This is a genomic window from Streptomyces sp. NPDC037273, assembly GCF_055603625.1.
In genome coordinates this window covers 315,064-332,745 of record NZ_JBVJVO010000001.1, presented here as the reverse complement: position 1 = coordinate 332,745, position 17,682 = coordinate 315,064, and the positions used below count along the sequence as shown (strand labels likewise).

The window sequence follows — 17,682 nt, the reverse complement described above, 5'->3', positions numbered from 1 at the left end:
GGCGGCGGCCGTCGGTGGTGGAGGGCCACGCTACCCGGCTGCCGCCCGTGGCCCGAGGGCGCCCGGGAGCCGGACGGGTCCGTTCCCGTCCACCGGGGCGACGGCGCCGACGTAGCCGTCCGGGCGGACGAGCAGCACGGTGTCCTCGCGGATGCCGTAGGTGGTGAGCAGCGCCGCTTCGGCCGGGGTGCCGGGGGTGGTGCGGGGGAGCACGGGGTGGCGGTGCAGGGGCGCGCCGGTGGTGGGCCAGGGGAGGTGGGCCAGGGCGGACACGGCGCGGGAGCCGAAGGCGAGGGCGGTGAAGTGGGGGCCGCGGTAGAGGTCGAAGAGGCGGCGGGCGGTGGGGGTGGGGTGGGGCAGGGGGGCGTCGGGGGCGCGGTCGCCGGGGCGGAGGGTGGCGGTGCGGGGCGCGTCGGCGGGGGCGAGGGGGCCGCCGAAGTAGGAGATGTGGAGCTGGTGTTCGTCCTGGCCGCGGGTGAGTCCGCCCGGCCGGGTGCGGCGGAGTCCTTCGTAGAGGGCGGTGGAGCGGCCGAGGACCTGGGCGGCGACGGGGCGGCGCTCGCCCTCGTAACTGTCGAGGAGGGTGTCGTCGGCGCCGGCGAGGACCTGCTGGAGTTTCCAGCCGAGGTTGTGGGCGTCCTGGACGCCGGTGTTGAGGCCCTGTGCGCCGGCGGGCGTGTGGACGTGGGCGGCGTCGCCGCAGAGCAGGAGGCGGCGGTCGCGGTAGCGCTCGGCGAGGCGGATGTTGGGGCGGAAGACCGAGGTCCAGCCGATGTCGTGGAGGGTGAGGGAGCGGCCGGCCCGGCGGCGGAAGAGGTCGGCGAGGGCGGTGTGGGTGAGGTCGCGGGCCTCGGTGGCCTCGCCGGGCCGGGTCCTGATCATGATCTGGAAGCGGTCGCCGCCGGGCAGTGGGCAGGCGGCGACGGAGCGGCCCCGGGCGCGGGGCCAGATGTGCCAGCGGTCGCGGGAGAGGCCGTCGACGGCGGCGTCGACGAGGATCATGCGGTCGGCCTCGTCGGTGCTGCCCTCGAACGCGATGCCCGCCGCTTTCCGTACGGTACTGGCTCCGCCGTCGGCGCCGACGACGTACCGGGCGGTGAGCCGTCGCCCGTCGGCGAAGCGCACCGCGCAGGTCTCGTCGTCCTGGGTGATCCGGAGGGCCCGCGCGCCGAAGTCGACGCGTACGCCGAGCTGTTCGACGGCGTGGCGGAGGAGGTCGGCGGTGGCGTACTGCGGGAGCAGGAGGATGTCCGGGTACGGGGTGCCTGCGCTGTCCGGGGCGGTGGCGTGCATCCGCCATGTCTTCGTGTACGGGCCGAGGTGCAGCCCCATCGGGGGGTACGGGCTCCCGGCCGCGAGCGCGGCTTCCGCGAGGCCGAAGTCGTCGAGGACTTCGAGGGTGCGCGGCTGGACGCCCTTGGCGCGGGAGCCTTCGAATCCTCTGGTGTCGCGTTCCAGGAGGCGTACGGCGAGGCCGCGGCGGGCCAGGTCGAGGGTGAGGGCGAGCCCGACGGGTCCGGCGCCGACGACGATCACGTCGGCGTCGGCCCCGGTAGTGGCCGTGTCGTTCATGCCGCTCGGGCTCCCCTCTTCGGGCCCGGGTGAGGGGGCCTCCCTATTAACGGATACAGCGTATCCGAAATAGGGGCGAGGTGCCCCCCTCAGGCGCGACCGGCGTCCGAGACGGTGAGAACGATCTTGCCGGTGGTGCGGTCGGTCTCGCCGAGGGCGTGGGCCTTGGCGGCTTCGGCGAGGGGGAAGACGGCTTCGACGTGGGCGCGGAGGGCGCCGGACTCGGCGAGCGCGGCGATGGCGTTCATACCGGCGTGGTCGGCCTCCACGAGGAGGGTCTCGACGCGGACGCCGCGGGCGGCGGCCTTCGCGGGCTCGTCGGGGTCGGGGCTCGGCAGCAGGGAGACGAGGGTGCCGCCGGGGCGCAGGACGTCGAGCGAGCGGACGCGGGTGTCGCCCGAGACGGTGTCGAGGACCACGTCGACGTCCTGGACGGCCTCGGCGAAGTCGGTGGTGCGGTAGTCGATGACCTCGTCGGCCCCGAGGGAGCGGACGAAGTCGTGCTTGGGGGCGCTGGCGGTGCCGATGACGTACGCGCCGCGCTCCTTGGCGATCTGGACGGCGAGGTGGCCGACCCCGCCGGCGGCGGCGTGGACGAGGACGCGCTGACCGGGGGCGACCCGGGCGGTGTCGACGATCGCCTGGTAGGCGGTGAGGGCGGCGAGCGGGAGGGCGCCGGCCTGGACGTGGTCGATGGCTGCGGGCTTGTGGGCGAAGGCGCGGGCGGGGCCGGTCACGTACTCGGCGTGGGAGCCGACACCGTACGGGTAGGGCAGCATCCCGAAGACCTCGTCGCCCGGCTTGAAGAGGGTCACGCCGAAGCCGACGGCCTCGACGACACCGGAGACGTCCCAGCCGAGGACGAACGGGAGGCGGTCGCCGAGGAAGAAGCCGGCGGCGCGGTGCTTCCAGTCGGTCGGGTTGACGCCGGCCGCGCGGACGGCGACGAGGATCTCGCTGGGGCCCGGCTCGGGCCGCGGCAGCACGGTCTCCTTGAGCACCTCGGGGGTTCCGTGGACGTCCTGGCTGATGGCACGCATGGTGGGGTGATTCGTCATGGTCACCAGCCTCGCCGCAGGCCCCCGCGGCGTACCATGGCATGAATGCCATCTTTCGAAGGGATTCTGCCATGAGCCGGCGCCACCGGGTCGTCGTCCTCGCCCTGGACGGGGTGTACCCCTTCGAGCTGGGCATCCCCAGCCGCGTCTTCGGCGTCGTCGGCGAGTTCTACGAGGTCGTGACCTGCTCGGTGGACGGCGGGCCGGTCCGTACGAACTCCGACTTCTCGGTGACCGTCGAGCACGGCCCCGAGGTGCTCGCCACCGCCGACACCGTCGTCCTGCCCCCCTTCGACATCGACTTCCTCTCCCGCGAGCTGCCCGCCGGGATCACCCACGCGCTCGGCACGCTGCCGCCGGAGGCCCGGGTGGTGTCCATCTGCACGGGCGCCTTCGTGCTCGCCAGTGCGGGCCTGCTCGACGGCCGGCCGGCCACGACGCACTGGGCGCTCGCGGAGGTGTTCCGCTCCTGGTTCCCCGACATCGCGCTCGACCCGGACGTCCTCTTCGTCGACGACGGCTCCGTGCTGACCTCGGCGGGCGCCGCCTCCGGAGTGGACGCCTGCCTGCACCTCGTACGGAAGGACCACGGCGCCGCCGTCGCCAACCGGGTGGCGCGGATGTGCGTCGTCCCGCCGTGGCGTGACGGCGGGCAGGCGCAGTACATCGAACAGCCCGTGCCGGAGGCCGGCACGAACGACACCTCCGCGACCCGGCAGTGGGCCCTGGAGAACCTGCACGGCCCGCTCACCCTCAACGAACTCGCCGCGCACGCCCGGATGAGCCTGCGCACCTTCGCCCGTCGGTTCGACGAGGAGGTCGGCATGAGCCCGGGCCGCTGGCTGATCCAGCAGCGGGTGGCACGGGCCCGGCACCTCCTGGAATCCACCGATCTCCCCGTGGACGACATCGCCGGCCAAGTCGGCTTCGGCACCGGCACCTCACTGCGCCAGCACCTGCACGCCGCCATCGGCGTCTCCCCGCTGGCGTACCGCCGCACCTTCCGGGGCGGTACACCCGCGATCTCCTAGCATCAACTCCTTTCTGAAACTTGCGGCAAGATCTTGCCGACCGGGGGCCCGGCTGCTTGACTCCCCTACGAACAGCGGCAGTCGGCCCACGGAAGGCACAGCGATGAACAGCGAATACGACGTCCTCGTCCTCGGTGGCGCCGGCGTCGACACGATCGTGTACGTCCCCGAACTCCCCCTGCCCTACGCCGACAGCCACAAGATCCGGCCGGGCATCGAGACCCGCGCCGGGCAGACCGGCGACTTCGTCGCACTGGGCCTGAGCACCCTCGGACTGCGAACACACCACCTGGACATGGTCGGTGACGATCCGTCGGGCGAGCTCGTCCGGGCGTTCCACCGCGAACACGGCATCGACTTCACCGAAGTCCCGCAGCCCCTCGGCACGAAGCGGGCCGTCAACCTCGTCGACCCCGACGGCCGCCGCCTCTCCCTCTACGACGACACCCGCGCCGGCGCGTCCGACCGCCTTCCCGAGGCCCTCGTCGGCCCGCTCGCCGCGGCGAGCCGCCACGCCCACGTGTCGATCACCCACCCCTGCGCCTCCGCCCTCCCCCAGCTGCGCGCGGCGGGACTCACCCTCTCCACGGACCTGCACGACTGGGACGGCGAGAACCCGTACCACGAGCCCTTCGCCTACGGCTGCGACCTCGTCTTCGTCTCCACCACCGCCCTCCCGGACCACGAGAAGACCATGCGCCGCATCCTGGAGCGGGGCCGGGCCGAGGCCGTCGTCGCCACCGCCGGCGCCGAAGGCGCCTACCTGCTCAGCGCCTCCGGCCTCGTGCACATCCCGGCCGTCACCCCCCGCCGGCCGGTCGTCGACTCCAACGGCGCCGGCGACGCCTTCGCCGCCGGTTTCCTCTTCGGCCGCCTCACCGGCGAGGACCTCGAACGCTGCGCCCTCTACGGCGCGGTGGCCGGAGCGTACGCCTGCACCGTCCCGGCGACGGCGGCCGACGCCGTCGACCGCGCGACCCTCCTCCGCGAGGTCGCGGCCCTGACCGGCGACATCCCTGAGGAGAACGGAATCTGACGGAGATTCAGCCGACGGCCCGCTCCACCCCCTACGCTCGCTGAGACAACTGTGGTGAAACCAGCGCGTTATGACGGTGAATGGGTGATTCGCCGGGTTACAGTCCCGCTCGAGTCACGATCCCGTTCGCCACAACCCTCAAGGGGGAACTCCGCCATGGGCAAGAACGACAGCGGCACGTACGAGGGATTCTCGGCCGAGGAGCGGGCCGCGATGAAGGACCACGCCAAGGAACAGAAGGCGGCCGCCAAGCGCAGCTCCCGCGCGGACAAGGCGGCGGAAGCGGAACGCGACGTCCTCGCGAAGATCGCCGAGATGGAGGAGTCGGACCGCGTGCTCGCCGAGCGCGTCCACGCCGTCGTCACCGCCAACGCCCCCGTCCTCGCCCCCAAACTCTGGTACGGCATGCCCTCCTACGCCCTCGACGGCAAGGTCGTCTGCTTCTTCCAGAGCGCCGAGAAGTTCAAGGCCCGCTACGCCACCCTCGGCTTCAGCGACCAGGCCAAACTCGACGACGGCACCATGTGGGCCGCCGGCTTCGCCCTCACCGAGGTCACGCCCGAGGTCGAGAAGCGCATCGGCGCCCTCGTGAAGCAGGCCGTCAGCTGACCGCCCTCCGGTAGGTCCCGGGTCAGACCCCGACCCGTCCGATGGTCCGCTCGCGGCTCTCCCCCGGGCGGACCATCGGCAGGTGGTAGAGCGCGAACGCCCTGCCGATGACGGGCTGGGCGACGTTGCGGACCCGGACGCCGCCCGCCGTCATGCCGTGCTCGGTACCGAGGTGCGCGTGGCCGTGCACGGCGAGATCGGCACCCGCCTCGTCGATGGCCTCGGCGAGGAGGTAGCTCCCCAGGAAGGGGTAGATCTCCGGCGGTTCCCCCGCCAGGGTGTCGGGCACCGGCGCGAAGTGGGTGAGGGCGATCCGCGCCCCGCAGCCGTCGGCCGACAGGCCGGCCAGGGCCACCCGCAGGCCTTCGGCGCCGCGCCGCGCGGCGCGCACGAACTCCTTCATCTCGCGCTCCCCGAACTCGCCGGCACTGCGGCCCGCGAAGCCGCCGCAGAAACCCTTCACTCCGGCGACGCCCACCTTCCGGCCCTCCACCGGCAGGATCACGCCGTCCCCTTCGAGGACCGCGACGCCCGCCGCGGTGAGGACGCGCGTGACGTCCTCCTCCCGTTCCGCGTGGTAGTCGTGGTTCCCCAGCACCGCCACCACCGGCACCCCGAGGTCGCGGACCTCCTCCGCGACCACCTCGGCCTCGGGCACGGTGCCGTGCCGGGTGAGGTCGCCGGCCAGGAGCAGGACGTCGGCGCAGCGCGGCAGCGTCTCGAACGAGGGGCGCAGCAGGCCCCGGCAGTCCGCGCTCAGATGGATGTCCCCCACGGCGGCGACCCGGACCACGGCCCCGTCGGGAGCTCCCTTCGCCGTCATGAGAGCTCCTCGGGCCGGTCGGGCGGATCCACGCAGGCCACCAGGAGGTCCTGCCGGATCGCGAGCCCCGCCAGCTCGGCGTCGGCGATGCGGAGGATCTCGTCGCGGCGGTCCGCGGTCGGGACCGTGCCCGTCAGGAGGACGGCCGCGCCGCGCACTTCCACGCGTACGCCGAGCTCGGCGGCCTCCTCGCGGGCGAGCCGGTCCCTGAAGCGGGCGATGCGGTATTCGCTCTCGTCGGCTGTCATCGTGTTCCTCCGTCCGCCCCGAGGGACTCGGGTCGCACTGCTCGGCCGGGCAGGGTCAGGGGCTCGGTGGCCGGGCCCTGGAGGACCGCGCCGTCCTGCGCGAAGCGGGAGCCGTGGCAGGGGCACTCCCAGGTCTGTTCGGCGTCGTTGAATCCGAGCTCGCAGCCCATGTGCGTACAGCGGGGACGGGTACGCAGCCCGGTGACGTAGTGGCGGGCGACGGCGGTCTGGTGCCGGACGACGCCCGGCACGTCACGGGCCGGGAGGTGGCGGCGCGGGTCGAAGAGCTCCGTCCAGGCCGGGCGGGGGGCTCCGGTCAGGTGGGCGGTCAGGAGCCGGGCGGCCGCGATGCCGTTGCTCAGCCCCCAGCCGCCGAAGCCGGTCGCCAGGTAGACGTGCTCGGTGTCGGGGTGTTCGTGTCCGACACAGGGCAGGCAGTCGGCCGTGTGGACGTCCTGCGCGGCCCACCGGTGGACCGTGGTCGCCTCGCCGAACCCCGGCAGCCGTTCGCGGGCCCAGGCCTCCAGGCGGGTGAACCGCTCGCCCACCCCGTCGCTCCCCGGCTCGAAGGCCTCACCCGCGACGATCACCAGCCGCCGCCCCTCGCCCAGCGGCGCCGTGCGCACCGAACGCGTGTCGTGTTCGGGCGTGAGGTACATGCCGTACGGGGCGTGCCGTTCCGCCACGGCGGCCGCCACGACGAGCTCGCGCCGCAGCGAGAACCGCAGGAGGAGGCTGGTGTGGCAGCGGAGCGGGAAGTGGGTGGCGAGCACGACGTCACGGGCGTGGACGGTGCCGCCTCCCTCGATGGCCAGCCGGCAGTCGGCGCGCTCCTTGAGGTCGGTGACCCTGGTCCCCTCGTACAACCGCCCGCCGTGGGCGACCACGTCGTCCGCGAGCCCGCGCAGGAACCGCCCCGGGTGGAACTGGATCTGGTCCTCGACGCGCACGGCCGCCTCGACGGGATAAGGCAGCCCGGTGTCGGTGACGACCGTGGCCGCGAGCCCCGCCGACGCGGCGGCCGCCGCCTCCGCCCTGATCTCGGGGACGCGCGTCGGGTCGGTGGTGTACGTGTACGCGGGCCGCCGTTCGATCTCCGCGTCGATGCCGGCGTCCGCGCAGATCACCGGCATCCACCGCAGCGCCTCCCGCTGCGCCTCGGCGTACAGCCCCGCCGCCTCGTCGCCCTGCCGGGCGCGCAGCCGTTCGTAGCAGAGGCCGTGCAGCGAGGTCAGCTTGCCGGTGGTGTGGCCCGTCACCCCCGACGCCACCCGGCCGGCCTCGACGACCACCACCTCGCGCCCGGCACGGAGCAGCTCCCGCGCCGTGCAGAGTCCGACGATGCCGGCTCCCACCACGACCACATCGGCGCCGAGGTCCCCCCGCAACGCCGGCCGGGCGTCGCCGGCCGGTGCCGACTCCCTCCAGTACGAGCTGCCGGACACGCGCATGATCGCTCCTCTCGGCGGTCGACCCGCCGGGCGTCTACCCGCGGGCCCGCCGTCCAGTCACGCGGGAGGCGGCCGGCGCCGTGCGACGGCACAGTGGAGGGGTGCGGCTCAGGACGAGCGACCCGGACCGGCCGGGCTGGCGGCGCGTGCGCCACGGCCGCGGCTTCCGCTACCTGGACGCGGGCGGTGATCCGCTGGCCGACGAGGACCGGGCCAGGGCCGTCGCGCTCGTCATCCCGCCCGCGTGGCGGGACGTGTGGGTGTGCCCGTGGCCCAACGGCCACATCCAGGCGGTCGGCACGGACGAGGCCGGGCGCCGGCAGTACCTGTACCACTCGGAGTTCCGGCGCCGCCAGGAGGAGGCGAAGCACGCGCACGTACGACGGGTCGCGCGCAGGCTGCCCCGGCTGCGGGCGGCCGTCGAGCGGGACCTGGCCCTGCGCGGGCTGTGCCGGGACCGCGTGCTCGCCTGCGCGGCCCGCCTCCTCGACCTGGGCTTCTTCCGCATCGGCGATCCGCGGTACCAGCGCGACAACGCCTCCTACGGGCTCACCACCCTGCTGCGCGAGCACGCCCGCTGCTCGGCCGGCGCGGTCAGCCTGGACTACCCGGGCAAGTCGGGACGGCGGCAGACCCGGACGCTCGTGGACGAGCCGGCGTACCGGGTCGTACGGGCGCTGCTGCGGCGGCGCGGCGGCGGGGACCGGCTGTTCGCGTACTGGGAGGGCCGGGCGTGGCACGAGCTGCGCGGCGAGGAGCTGAACGCGTACCTGCGGGAGCGCGCGGGCACCGACGTCACCGCGAAGGACTTCCGCACCTGGCACGCCACCGTGCTGGCCGCCGTCGCCCTCGCGGTCTCCGACCCGGTGAGCGACGAGTCCCGCACGGCCCGGGCCAAGGCGGTGCGGCGGGCCGTCCGCGAGGTCAGCGACTACCTCGGCAACACCCCCGCGGTCTGCCGCGCCTCGTACATCGACCCGGCCGTCGTCGAGCGCTTCGAGGACGGCGTCACGGTCGCCGCCGCGCTCGGCCGGCTCGGCGAGGACGCCACGTTCGGGCAGCCGGCCACCCAGGGCGCGGTGGAGCGGGCGGTGCTGCGGCTGCTGCCGTGATTCCACGGGGCCCCCGCTAGGAGTGGGTCGCGGCCTCGGCCGGGACAGAGGTGAAGGGGCTGTCGGCCAGGTGGGAGAGGAGGTCGTCGGGGTCGGCGTAGACGGCCTGGGCGCCCGCGGCGGTCAGGTCGGCGTGGGGGATGCCGCCGCAGAGCAGGGCGGCGCGGGCCACCTGGGCGTGGCGGGCGGCCTTCATGTCCCAGACGCTGTCGCCGACGAACACGGCGCGGTCGGGGCGGACGTCGACGAGCGAGAGGGCGTGGTGGACCGGGTCGGGGGCGGGCTTGCCCCGTTCCACGTCGTCCGAGGTGGCGGTGGCGGTGATGGCGTCGTCGGCGTCGAGGGCCCGGGTCAGGGCGGTGAGTTCCCGGTCCTTGGCGGAGGTCACGAGGACGACGCGCCAGCCGTCGCCCGCGAGGGCGCGCAGGAGGTCGGCGGCGCGGTCGAAGGCCTGGAGGCGTTCGAAGAAGGCGCCGTAGAGGGTGTCGTGGGCGGCGCTGATCCGGTCGTCGTCCGACCTGTCGCGGTCACTGTCGAGGAGCCGGTCGAGGAGCTGCTCCCCCGGTAGCCCGATCGCCCGGTGCACGGCGTGGGCCGGCACCCGGTGGCCGCCCTGGCGGAGGGCTTCCCACCAGGCCACGACGTGCAGGTGGTTGGAGTCGACGAGGGTTCCGTCGACGTCGAAGAGCGCGGCGCGGTCCATGGCGGGGCTCCCTACAGGTCGCGGAGTGCGGGCAGGAGGGTCGTCTCCGCCCAGTGGAGGAAGGGGAGTTGGTGCTCGCCGCCGATCTGGAGGAGGGCGAGGTCGGTGAATCCGGCCTCGGCGAAGGGCCGGACCGCGTCCACGACGGCCCCGACGTCGTCGCCGCAGGGGACGCTCTTCGCCACGTCCTCGGGGCGGATGTGACGGGTGGCCTGCGCGAAGGCCGCCGGCAGCGGGAGTTCGGCGTTGAGCGGCCACCCGCCGAGGGCCCAGCGGAACTGCTCGTGCGCGCGGGCGACGGCCGCGTCCCGGTCGGGGTCGTAGCAGACGGGAAGCTGTCCGACCCTGGGCTTGCCCGCCCCGCCCTGGGCGTCGAAGGCGTCCAGGAGTTCACGGTCGGGTTCCGTGGCGATCAGCAGGTCGCCGTGGCGCCCGGCGAGCGCGCAGGAGCGGGGGCCCGACACCGCGATGCCGATGGGCGGCGGGGTGTCGGGGAGGTCCCAGAGCCGGGCTCCGGTCACCGGGAAGTACCGGCCCTGGCGGGTGACGTAGCCGCCGCCGAACAGCGCGCGGATGATCTCTACCGCCTCGTCCAGCATGGCGAGCCTGACCCGTGCCGCGGGCCAGCCGCCGCCGACGACGTGTTCGTTGAGGTTCTCGCCCGACCCGAGGCCCAGCCGGAAGCGGCCTTCGGACAGCAGCTGGACGGTGGCGGCCTTCTGCGCGATCACGGCGGGGTGGTAGCGGAAGGTCGGGCAGGTCACGAAGCTCATGAGCGGTATCTCGGAGGTGGCCTGGGCCGCCGCGCCGAGGACGCTCCAGGCGTACGGGGCGTGCCCCTGCGCCTCGAGCCACGGGAAGGAGTGGTCCGAGATCACGGAGAAGTCGAAGCCCACCCGCTCGGCCTCCACCACGTGCTCCACCAGCTCACGCGGGCCTGCCTGCTCGGTCATCATGGTGTACCCGATGTGCATCATGACCGGCGACTTGCCGGAACGCCGTGTCCGAAACGGGCCACGCGTGCGCGGTTTCGGGCGGTCAGCGCATGCCGGGGTCGCCGGGCCCGGGCGGCAGCGGCCAGGACTCGGTCCCCGACCACCTGCGGCTCCGGTCGCGGTCGCCGGTCGTTCCGGGCTCCTCCCTCATCGGGCCGGGTCCCCCGTCCATGCCTCGGGACCCTTCGCCCATGGGGTCGGCGCCCATCGCGTCCTGTTCCTCGCCCATCGGCACCCCGGTCGACGTACCGGCCGTGTCGGCGTCCTCCGGGCGGATGCGGCCGCGCCAGCCGCCGGTGGCGTGGGTGTGGTCCTCGATGAAGCCCTTGAAGCGCTTGAGGTCTCCCTTGACGCGGCGGTCGAGCATGCCGAGGGCGTCGGCGGCCTTCTCCGCCATGCCGTCGGGCTCCACGTCCATCGCGAGCCGCACGCGGGTGTGGTCCTCGTCGAGGCGCTGGAAGCTGACGACGCCCTTCTGCCGGATGCCGTCGCCCATGCTGCGCCAGGCGATCCGCTCGTCGGGGAGCTGGTCGACGATCTCGGTGTCGAACTCGCGCCGGACGCCGGCGATCTTGGTCTGCCAGTGGCAGTGCCGGTCGTCGAGCTGCCGGACGTCCTCGACGCCCTCCATGAAGTTCGGGAACTCCTCGAACTGCGTCCACTGGTCGTAGGCGCTCCGCACCGGAACGTCCACGTCGATCATCTGCTCGACCCTGCTCATGAGTCTGCCTCCTCGTGCCGTCACGCACTCTGCGGGATCGACCCGCGCGTACCCGGCGAGACCCGGCTCATTCACGTCCGGCCCGCACCCGCCGCGAGGCGCCCCGGGTGGGGGCGCCTCGCGGATCGGCCGGTCGCCCGGTCAGTGGGCGGCTCCCCCGAACTCGGCGTGCTGCGTCCGCAGCGCGAAGTCCGCCTTCCCCCGGGGTGGTTCGCCGAGGAACCGGCGCCGGGCCTCGGCGCGTGCCTCACGCATCAGCGTCCGGAACTCCTCGTCGCTGAGCCCGGGCCCCTCGCGTACCGCCCCGGCCTCGCCGTTCCCACGCATCTCCGGGCCTCCTCCCGGTCGGACCTTCCGGCGGGCCACTACCCGCTCGGCGGCCGAACAGCCGCGCGCCGCGCGCCGTCCGGAACGGCGGCATGGGGCGAGGCACGCAGGGTAGGCGCGTGCCGAGGCGAGGAGCCCGCGATGAAAATCCTGACGATGGGCGTCGAGGAAGAGTTCGTCCTGGTGGACAGGGTGACGCGGGCGCCCGTGAACCGGGCGCCCGAGGTGATCCGACGGGCCGCGCGCGAGCTCGGCGAGCAGGTGCAGACGGAGTTCTTCAACGCGCAGGTCGAGATCTGCACCGAGCCCACCGCAGGCCGGGCGGAACTGCGGGAGGAACTCTCCTGGCTGCGCGGGGTGGTCGCGGCGGCGGCGCGGGACGAGCGGTGCATGCCCGTCGCGTGCGGCACTCCCGTACTGCCGCCGGAGGTTCCGCTGACGGTGACGGACACCGAGCGGTACCGGCTGATGGCCCGGCGCTTCGCGCCGCTGGTGACCCGGGCGGACGGGACGCCCCGCGACGACGGTCTCGTGTGCGGCTGTCACGTGCACATCGGGACGCTGGACAGGGAGCGGGCCCTCGCCCTGGCCCAGCACATGCGGCCCTGGCTGCCGCTCGTGCAGGCGCTGGCGGGGAACTCGCCGTTCGCCGGGCGCCGCGACACCGGGTACGAGAGCTGGCGCGCCGTCGAACACGCGCGGTGGCCCACCGTGGGCCCCACGCCCGTACTCGACGAGGCCCGGTACCTCGCCCACGTCGCACGGCTCGTCGAGGAGGGGACCCTGCTCGACAACCGCATGGTGTACTGGCACGCCCGGCCCTCCGAGCACGTCCCGACCCTTGAGGTGCGGCTGGCCGACGCCAACGCGGACCTCGACACGGTGGTGCTGCTCGCCGTCCTCGTCCGGGGCCTCGCGGCGACCCTCCTCGACCGCGTCGACGCCTCGGTGCCGCCGCCCCCGGTTCCCCTGGCGAGCCTCCTGCGGGCGCACCGCCTGGCCGCCGTCCAGGGCCTCACCGGCGTGGGCATCGATCCGGTCGACGGCCGCGAGCGGCCCGCCACGGCGCTCCTGGACACGCTGATCGACGTGGCCCGGCCGGGCCTCGACGCCGCCGGCGACCTCGCGTGGGTACGCGAGCGGTGGGAGCGGATCCGTACGGACGGCGGCGGTGCGACCCGCCAGCGAGCCGTCTTCCGCCGGCAGGGCAGACTGAGCGCGGTCGTGGACGCGCTGGCCGCCGCGACGATGGGGAGCTGATCCGATGCGTCCCGCCCTCTTCGACCGACCGCCGCCGGTCCGCGACCGAGGCGCCCGCCCCGCCACCGCACGCCCCGGCGGGCCGTACGCGCCCCGGGTGTGCAGATTCCCCGGGGTGTACGCGCCCCAGGGCGACACCGGGCTGCTGCTCGGGCAGCTGCGGCGCGAGGACCTGCGGCCGGGCGCCTGCTCGCTCGACCTGTGCACGGGCACCGGTGTCCTCGCCGTCACGGCCGCGCTGCTCGGCGCGCGGGCGACCGCCGTCGACGTGTCCCTCGCCGCCGTCGCGAGCGCCCGGCTCAACGCGCTGCTGCACGGCTGCCGGGTCCGGGCGCTCCGGGGCGACCTGGACGCCCCGGTCCGGCACGAGCGCTTCGACCTGATCACGGTCAATCCACCGTACGTGCCGAGCGAGGACCCCGAGGTCCCGGCCCGCGGCGCGCGCCGGAGCTGGGACGCGGGCAGGGACGGACGGCTGCTGCTCGACCGCGTCTGCGCCCGGGTCCCCCGCCTCCTCACGCCCTCCGGGGTCCTGCTCCTCGTCCAGTCCTCGCTGTCGGGCATCGCGGGCACCCTGGAGGCGCTCGCCCGCGACGGGCTGCGGGCCGGGGTCGTCGCCCGGGCCACGCAGCCGTTCGGGCCGGTGATGTCGGCCCGTGCCGACTGGTTCGCGGCCCAGGGGCTGGTCCCTCCGGGCACGCGTACGGAGGAGCTCGTGGTCATCCGGGCGTTCCGCCCGTGATTGCGGTCGGCCGCGGCCGGGCACTCGCGCGGTGTCGGCGACATCCGGATTCGATGGGTGGTGTGTGATGTCCGCTTCCCCTGGCGTGAACTCCCCCGGCACGCTCCGATCGACGGGCCCCGGGCCCGCCGGGCTCCACCCGGCGCCGGTCCGGGTCCGGCCGCTCCCCGAAGGGCCGTTGCTCGTCGAGGGCCCCGTGGAGATCGTCATGCCGGACGGGTCGCTGGTTCTCTGCGAGCGGCCGGTGATCGCCCTCTGCACGTGCCGGCGGACCCTGCGAGCACCGTTCTGCGACACGAGCCACCGCCCGCGCCTGAGACGCCGCGCCCGCCCCGACCGCGCCACCGGCCGGCGGCCACCGCCCTCGGCGGAAGACAACCAGGAAGACGACCAGGACGAGGCCCAAAACGAGGACCAGGACGCGGAGACCGATCCGTCATGACCCTCCTCCACGCGCGCGTGACGACCGCGCCCGAGATGCCCGAGGCGCGCGGCACCGTGTCCCACGCGGTGCGCGGCAGGCTGCTCGCCGGCCCCGGCCGGCTGCCCGACGAAGCGGAGATCGTGCGCTGCTCCCCGTACGGCGAGGATCTGCAACTCGCCCTGTACCTCTGCTACGAGCTCCACTACCGGGGCTTCTCGGGGGTCCCCGACACCCTGGAGTGGGACCCGGGCCTGCTGCGGGTCCGGGCCCTCCTGGAGCATCGCTTCGAGAGCGCGCTGCGGCACGACTGCCGTGACGCCCCCGGAGTGGACGAAGCCCTGTCCGCGCTCCTCGTGGAGCCGGCCGACGGCACCGGCGCCTCCCGCTACCTCCTCGCCTCGGGCGAGTCGTGGCCGCTGCGCGAGTACGTGGCGCTGCGCTCCGTCCACCAGCTCAGGGAGGCCGACCCGCAGCTGTGGGTGGTGCCCAGGCTGCGGGGCCGCGCGAAGGCGGCCATGGTCGCGATCGAGTACGACGAGTACGGGTGCGGGCGGGCGGAACGGATGCACTCCCGGCTCTACGCCGACCTCATGACCGACCTCGGACTCGACCCGGCCTACGGACGGTACGTCGACGCGGCTGGAGCCGAGACGTTGGCGGCCTCGAACCTGATGTCCCTCCTCGGCCTCCACCGCCGCCTGCGCGGCGCCCTCGTCGGCCACTTCGCCCTCCTGGAGACCACCTCGCCCCCCGCCGCCTCCCGCCTCTCCGAGGCGGTGCGCAGAAGCGGCGCGGGCCCGGCCGCCGCCCGTTACTACGACGAACACGTGGAGGCCGACGCCGTCCACGAACAGCTCGTGCGCCACGAGGTGGTGGGCGGTCTCCTGGACGACGAGCCCGAACTCGCCCCCGACGTCGCCTTCGGCATCGCCGCGACCGCCCTGGTCGAGGACCGCCTGGGCGCCCACGTCACGGACGCATGGTCCCGAGGCGAAACCGCCCTGCGCACCCCCTCCGACGGCCGCCCCGCCCTGCCACCGCCCGGCCGCTGAGCCCCGCCCTCAGCCCCGCTCGCGCCCGCGCCGCGAGCGGGTACAGGAGGAGGGCCACGGCCCGGGCGACTCCGGCGCCCCTGCCGGTGACGACGACGGAGCGGCCGGACAGGTTCCGTCGCTCCCTGGCGTTGGCACGGGCGCGGGTGTGGATCACGAAGAGGCCTTCCACGAAGGCACCGAGGTCCAGGCCGGTGCCCGCGCCGGTGTGGTCTGTCATCGGTTCCCTTTCCGCCGGTGCCGTCCCCGGTGCCTTCTCCGGTGCCGAGGGGGGTGCGCGGCGACTGCCCCGTCGGCTGCTCGGCAACCCCGGCGGCGCGGGTCGGGGCGGGCGCGGAATGGGGCGGGGCGTGCGGGGTAGACGCAAGTCCGCCCCTTCCGGAAGGGGCGTCGTGACCGGCGACGACGACAGGAGCAGGCCATGAACCTCGCGGAGGGACCGGCCCCGCGCCATGCGGCGGACGGAGCGACGAGCTCCCCGCGGCCGGCCCAGGCGTCCGGCGGCCGCCGGGATGCGGCGGAGCCTCGGAAGGCTGCCGGCGACGGGCGCGCGCTGCCTCCCGACCACACACAGGCGATCCTGGAGACGACGAAGGAGGTCGGCGCCGTGCTCAAGGCGTCCGGCTGCCCGTTCGCCCTGGTCGGCAGCGTCGCCGCGTACGCGCACGGCATCCCGGTCAGGCTGCAGCACGACACGGACTTCGCCGTGCGCCGGGAGGACGCCGAGGTCGTCACGCGGTCGCTGCGGGATCGCGGGATACGCATCGTCGAACCGCCGGAGGACTGGCTCGTCAAGGCCCGGGCGGGCGGCGAGGAGATCGACCTGATCTTCGCGCTCGCGGGAAGGCCCGTGACGGCCGAACTCCTCGCGCGCGCCACGACCCTGCCGGTCGACTCCGTCCACATGCCGGTGCTCGCCCCGACCGACCTCATGGTGAGCCGTCTCCTCGCGCTCTCCGAGCACCACTGCGACTTCGGCGCGCTGCTGCCGGTGGCGCGCGGCCTGCGCGAGCGCGTCGACTGGACACGGGTCCGCGAGGAGGCCGACGGCGCCCCGATGGCCGCCGCCTTCCTCTATCTGCTCGAACTGATGGACGTACTCCCGCGGGCCGGCGCCGACGCGGTGTGACCGCGCCGGCGCCGCCCGCCCCGGGGACCATCACGTCGAGCATCCGCGCGGGCCCCCGGCGGTGTTCCGCCGGGGGCCCGGGATGCGGCTTCGTCTCGGAAGCCGGTCACTTCCTGTCGTCGCGGGCCTTCTCGGCGCGTTCGCGCGCCTTCTCGGCGACCTCGCGGACCTTTCCCTTCATCTGGTCGGCCTTGCCTTCGGCCTCCAGGCTCTTGTCGCCCGTGGCCTTGCCCGCGGTTTCCTTGATCTTGCCCTTGCCCTTGTCCATGCCGCTCTTGCGCATCGGTGGGTTCCTTTCTCGTCAGGTGTGGTTCCCGCCCCCGTCGAGGGTGCGGACGATCGCGGACGCGAAGGCGTCGAGGTCGGCCGGCTTGCGGGAGGTGATCAGGGGGTGGCCTCCGGTGGTGTCGACGACGACCTCGCGGTCCGTCCAGGTGCCGCCGGCGTTCTCGAGGTCGGGGCTGAGGGAGGGGTACGAGGTGAGGTCGCGGTCGCGGGCGAGGCCGGTGTCCACCAGGATCCAGGGGCCGTGACAGATGGCGGCGACCGGTTTGCCTGCCGCGGCGAAGGCCGTGAGGAGCCGACGGGCGTTCGCGTCGGTGCGCAGCCTGTCGGCGTTCACGGTGCCGCCGGGCACGACGACGGCGTCGAAGTCGTCGGCGTCCGCGCTCGCCAGGGTGGTGTCCGGCCGGACGATGTCACCCTGGCGGCGGTCCGATACGACGGTCTGGACGTCCTCGTCCTCGCGCGCGGCGATCGTGACCCGGGCGCCCGCGCCGCGCAGGGCGGCGACGGGTTTGAGCAGCTCGTCCTGCTCGGTTCCGTAGTTCGTCGTGAGGACCAGGACGTGCTGTCCGGCGAGCCTGCCGTCGGCCGTGGCCTGGGGCTTGCCGTGCGGCGTGCCGTGGGGCTTTCCTTCGGGCGTCACGAGGTCTTCCTCTCTCCGGGGTCGGGGCCCCCGCCACTTCTGCGCCTCACCCCGTGCGCGTGGCTCAAACGTCCCGGGCGGCGGGCGCGCATGATCCCGGGAAGAGGGGGCACGTGCGGACGTACCGAGTGCCCTCGTGCCGAGGACGACCGGCAGGCCTCGGACCGTATCGGAGGTGCCGCCATGGTTGCCCTTCTTCTCGTACTCCTTCTGATCCTGGTGCTGTTCGGCGCGGGATTCGCCGTCGAGGTGCTCTGGTACGTCGCACTCGCGGTGCTCGTGCTGTGGCTGCTCGGCTTCTTCATGCGCAGTGGCAACGGGCGCTGGTACCGCTGGTGAGCATCGGGAGCCGTAGCTCCGAACAGCGGGGCCGTGGGGGGGGGGGGGGGGTGGGGGGGGGGGGGGGGGGGGGGGGGGGGGGGGGGGGAGAGGAGGGGGGGGGGGGGGGGGGGGTGTCTCTG

Annotated in this window: 20 protein-coding genes and 1 pseudogene; 10 read left to right on the top strand and 11 right to left on the bottom strand. The window is 74.3% G+C overall.

Going from position 1 to position 17,682, the window contains the following annotated elements:
• Positions 1-30 precede the first annotated feature (30 nt).
• Both ACZ7G1_RS01495 and ACZ7G1_RS01490 read right to left on the bottom strand, forming a co-directional pair.
• Positions 31-1,572, bottom strand: a complete 1,542-nt coding sequence (locus tag ACZ7G1_RS01495; protein ID WP_470877565.1) for an FAD-dependent oxidoreductase — start codon at positions 1,570-1,572, stop codon at positions 31-33.
• A gap of 89 nt (positions 1,573-1,661) precedes the next feature.
• The gene (locus ACZ7G1_RS01490; protein ID WP_470877709.1) at positions 1,662-2,612 is read right to left on the bottom strand and encodes an NADP-dependent oxidoreductase; all 951 of its coding nucleotides are present in this window, start codon (positions 2,610-2,612) and stop codon (positions 1,662-1,664) included.
• Positions 2,613-2,701: 89 nt separating this feature from the next.
• Between ACZ7G1_RS01490 and ACZ7G1_RS01485 the strand changes: the two genes are divergently transcribed.
• The 3 genes from ACZ7G1_RS01485 to ACZ7G1_RS01475 all read left to right on the top strand — a co-directional run bounded on the left by ACZ7G1_RS01485 (position 2,702) and on the right by ACZ7G1_RS01475 (position 5,306).
• Positions 2,702-3,661 carry a GlxA family transcriptional regulator gene (locus tag ACZ7G1_RS01485; RefSeq protein ID WP_470877564.1) on the top strand — a complete coding sequence of 320 codons (960 nt, stop codon included), beginning with the start codon at positions 2,702-2,704 and terminating at the stop codon, positions 3,659-3,661.
• A gap of 103 nt (positions 3,662-3,764) precedes the next feature.
• Positions 3,765-4,697: an adenosine kinase gene (locus ACZ7G1_RS01480; RefSeq protein WP_470877563.1), complete on the top strand. Its 933-nt coding sequence runs from the start codon at positions 3,765-3,767 to the stop codon at positions 4,695-4,697.
• Between the two features lie 156 nt (positions 4,698-4,853).
• Positions 4,854-5,306 carry an iron chaperone gene (locus tag ACZ7G1_RS01475; protein ID WP_470877562.1) on the top strand — a complete coding sequence of 151 codons (453 nt, stop codon included), beginning with the start codon at positions 4,854-4,856 and terminating at the stop codon, positions 5,304-5,306.
• 22 nt (positions 5,307-5,328) lie between these two features.
• Here the strand turns inward: ACZ7G1_RS01475 and ACZ7G1_RS01470 are convergent, their stop codons facing one another.
• From ACZ7G1_RS01470 to ACZ7G1_RS01460, 3 genes are read right to left on the bottom strand one after another with little or no spacing between them, the layout of a single operon-like run.
• Positions 5,329-6,129, bottom strand: a complete 801-nt coding sequence (locus ACZ7G1_RS01470) for a metallophosphoesterase family protein (protein ID WP_470877561.1) — start codon at positions 6,127-6,129, stop codon at positions 5,329-5,331.
• On the bottom strand, positions 6,126-6,377 hold the full coding sequence (locus tag ACZ7G1_RS01465; RefSeq protein WP_470877560.1) for a BON domain-containing protein: 252 nt from the start codon (positions 6,375-6,377) through the stop codon (positions 6,126-6,128). The genes ACZ7G1_RS01470 and ACZ7G1_RS01465 overlap by 4 nt, the downstream gene beginning before the upstream one ends.
• The gene (locus ACZ7G1_RS01460) at positions 6,374-7,828 is read right to left on the bottom strand and encodes an FAD-dependent oxidoreductase (protein ID WP_470877559.1); all 1,455 of its coding nucleotides are present in this window, start codon (positions 7,826-7,828) and stop codon (positions 6,374-6,376) included. Before ACZ7G1_RS01460 ends, ACZ7G1_RS01465 begins: the two co-directional genes overlap by 4 nt.
• A gap of 101 nt (positions 7,829-7,929) precedes the next feature.
• On the opposite strand from ACZ7G1_RS01460, the gene ACZ7G1_RS01455 reads away from it, so the two are divergent.
• Positions 7,930-8,940: a DNA topoisomerase IB gene (locus tag ACZ7G1_RS01455; RefSeq protein ID WP_470877558.1), complete on the top strand. Its 1,011-nt coding sequence runs from the start codon at positions 7,930-7,932 to the stop codon at positions 8,938-8,940.
• Between the two features lie 16 nt (positions 8,941-8,956).
• Here the strand turns inward: ACZ7G1_RS01455 and ACZ7G1_RS01450 are convergent, their stop codons facing one another.
• From ACZ7G1_RS01450 to ACZ7G1_RS01435, 4 genes and pseudogenes are all read right to left on the bottom strand, one after another.
• Complete coding sequence (locus ACZ7G1_RS01450) at positions 8,957-9,643, bottom strand: HAD family hydrolase (RefSeq protein ID WP_470877557.1); 687 nt, start codon at positions 9,641-9,643, stop codon at positions 8,957-8,959.
• Positions 9,644-9,654: 11 nt separating this feature from the next.
• Positions 9,655-10,620 carry an LLM class F420-dependent oxidoreductase gene (locus ACZ7G1_RS01445; RefSeq protein WP_470877556.1) on the bottom strand — a complete coding sequence of 322 codons (966 nt, stop codon included), beginning with the start codon at positions 10,618-10,620 and terminating at the stop codon, positions 9,655-9,657.
• 280 nt (positions 10,621-10,900) lie between these two features.
• A pseudogene (locus ACZ7G1_RS01440) lies at positions 10,901-11,359 on the bottom strand (SRPBCC family protein); the annotation flags it as partial.
• Positions 11,360-11,500: 141 nt separating this feature from the next.
• A complete protein-coding gene (locus ACZ7G1_RS01435) occupies positions 11,501-11,686 on the bottom strand; it encodes a hypothetical protein (protein WP_470877555.1) in 186 nt (61 codons plus the stop codon).
• Positions 11,687-11,827: 141 nt separating this feature from the next.
• Here ACZ7G1_RS01435 and ACZ7G1_RS01430 point away from each other — a divergent pair, with 141 nt between their 5' ends.
• The 5 genes from ACZ7G1_RS01430 (at position 11,828) to ACZ7G1_RS01410 (ending at position 16,293) form a co-directional block, all read left to right on the top strand.
• Positions 11,828-12,946 (top strand): carboxylate-amine ligase, encoded by a 1,119-nt coding sequence (locus ACZ7G1_RS01430; protein ID WP_470877554.1) that lies wholly within the window; start codon positions 11,828-11,830, stop codon positions 12,944-12,946.
• A gap of 4 nt (positions 12,947-12,950) precedes the next feature.
• On the top strand, positions 12,951-13,688 hold the full coding sequence (locus tag ACZ7G1_RS01425) for a HemK2/MTQ2 family protein methyltransferase (RefSeq protein ID WP_470877553.1): 738 nt from the start codon (positions 12,951-12,953) through the stop codon (positions 13,686-13,688).
• Between the two features lie 67 nt (positions 13,689-13,755).
• On the top strand, positions 13,756-14,130 hold the full coding sequence (locus ACZ7G1_RS01420; RefSeq protein WP_470877552.1) for a CDGSH iron-sulfur domain-containing protein: 375 nt from the start codon (positions 13,756-13,758) through the stop codon (positions 14,128-14,130).
• Positions 14,127-15,164 carry an iron-containing redox enzyme family protein gene (locus tag ACZ7G1_RS01415; protein ID WP_470877551.1) on the top strand — a complete coding sequence of 346 codons (1,038 nt, stop codon included), beginning with the start codon at positions 14,127-14,129 and terminating at the stop codon, positions 15,162-15,164. Before ACZ7G1_RS01420 ends, ACZ7G1_RS01415 begins: the two co-directional genes overlap by 4 nt.
• 421 nt (positions 15,165-15,585) lie before the next feature.
• Complete coding sequence (locus tag ACZ7G1_RS01410) at positions 15,586-16,293, top strand: nucleotidyltransferase family protein (protein ID WP_470877550.1); 708 nt, start codon at positions 15,586-15,588, stop codon at positions 16,291-16,293.
• A 106-nt stretch (positions 16,294-16,399) separates the two neighbouring features.
• Here ACZ7G1_RS01410 and ACZ7G1_RS01405 read toward each other — a convergent pair whose 3' ends face one another.
• Both ACZ7G1_RS01405 and ACZ7G1_RS01400 read right to left on the bottom strand, forming a co-directional pair.
• The gene (locus ACZ7G1_RS01405; RefSeq protein ID WP_470877549.1) at positions 16,400-16,576 is read right to left on the bottom strand and encodes a CsbD family protein; all 177 of its coding nucleotides are present in this window, start codon (positions 16,574-16,576) and stop codon (positions 16,400-16,402) included.
• Positions 16,577-16,594: 18 nt separating this feature from the next.
• The gene (locus ACZ7G1_RS01400; RefSeq protein WP_470877548.1) at positions 16,595-17,221 is read right to left on the bottom strand and encodes a DJ-1/PfpI/YhbO family deglycase/protease; all 627 of its coding nucleotides are present in this window, start codon (positions 17,219-17,221) and stop codon (positions 16,595-16,597) included.
• Positions 17,222-17,404: 183 nt separating this feature from the next.
• Between ACZ7G1_RS01400 and ACZ7G1_RS01395 the strand changes: the two genes are divergently transcribed.
• Entirely contained in the window at positions 17,405-17,560 is a 156-nt protein-coding gene (locus tag ACZ7G1_RS01395; protein WP_470877547.1) for a hydrophobic protein, read from the top strand.
• The last annotated feature ends 122 nt before the right edge of the window (positions 17,561-17,682 follow it).

Bases quoted from the DNA above. Each gene is read 5' to 3' on its own strand.
- ACZ7G1_RS01475 (WP_470877562.1), top strand. From the start codon at position 4,854: ATGGGCAAGAACGACAGCGGCACGTACGAGGGATTCTCGGCCGAGGAG.
- ACZ7G1_RS01395 (WP_470877547.1), top strand. From the start codon at position 17,405: ATGGTTGCCCTTCTTCTCGTACTCCTTCTGATCCTGGTGCTGTTCGGC.
- ACZ7G1_RS01495 (WP_470877565.1), bottom strand. From the start codon at position 1,572: ATGAACGACACGGCCACTACCGGGGCCGACGCCGACGTGATCGTCGTC.
- ACZ7G1_RS01470 (WP_470877561.1), bottom strand. From the start codon at position 6,129: ATGACGGCGAAGGGAGCTCCCGACGGGGCCGTGGTCCGGGTCGCCGCC.
- ACZ7G1_RS01435 (WP_470877555.1), bottom strand. From the start codon at position 11,686: ATGCGTGGGAACGGCGAGGCCGGGGCGGTACGCGAGGGGCCCGGGCTC.
- ACZ7G1_RS01460 (WP_470877559.1), bottom strand. From the start codon at position 7,828: ATGCGCGTGTCCGGCAGCTCGTACTGGAGGGAGTCGGCACCGGCCGGC.
- ACZ7G1_RS01415 (WP_470877551.1), top strand. From the start codon at position 14,127: ATGACCCTCCTCCACGCGCGCGTGACGACCGCGCCCGAGATGCCCGAG.
- ACZ7G1_RS01465 (WP_470877560.1), bottom strand. From the start codon at position 6,377: ATGACAGCCGACGAGAGCGAATACCGCATCGCCCGCTTCAGGGACCGG.
- ACZ7G1_RS01405 (WP_470877549.1), bottom strand. From the start codon at position 16,576: ATGCGCAAGAGCGGCATGGACAAGGGCAAGGGCAAGATCAAGGAAACC.
- ACZ7G1_RS01490 (WP_470877709.1), bottom strand. From the start codon at position 2,612: ATGCGTGCCATCAGCCAGGACGTCCACGGAACCCCCGAGGTGCTCAAG.
- ACZ7G1_RS01425 (WP_470877553.1), top strand. From the start codon at position 12,951: ATGCGTCCCGCCCTCTTCGACCGACCGCCGCCGGTCCGCGACCGAGGC.
- ACZ7G1_RS01410 (WP_470877550.1), top strand. From the start codon at position 15,586: ATGAACCTCGCGGAGGGACCGGCCCCGCGCCATGCGGCGGACGGAGCG.
- ACZ7G1_RS01445 (WP_470877556.1), bottom strand. From the start codon at position 10,620: ATGATGCACATCGGGTACACCATGATGACCGAGCAGGCAGGCCCGCGT.
- ACZ7G1_RS01485 (WP_470877564.1), top strand. From the start codon at position 2,702: ATGAGCCGGCGCCACCGGGTCGTCGTCCTCGCCCTGGACGGGGTGTAC.
- ACZ7G1_RS01450 (WP_470877557.1), bottom strand. From the start codon at position 9,643: ATGGACCGCGCCGCGCTCTTCGACGTCGACGGAACCCTCGTCGACTCC.
- ACZ7G1_RS01420 (WP_470877552.1), top strand. From the start codon at position 13,756: ATGTCCGCTTCCCCTGGCGTGAACTCCCCCGGCACGCTCCGATCGACG.
- ACZ7G1_RS01430 (WP_470877554.1), top strand. From the start codon at position 11,828: ATGAAAATCCTGACGATGGGCGTCGAGGAAGAGTTCGTCCTGGTGGAC.
- ACZ7G1_RS01480 (WP_470877563.1), top strand. From the start codon at position 3,765: ATGAACAGCGAATACGACGTCCTCGTCCTCGGTGGCGCCGGCGTCGAC.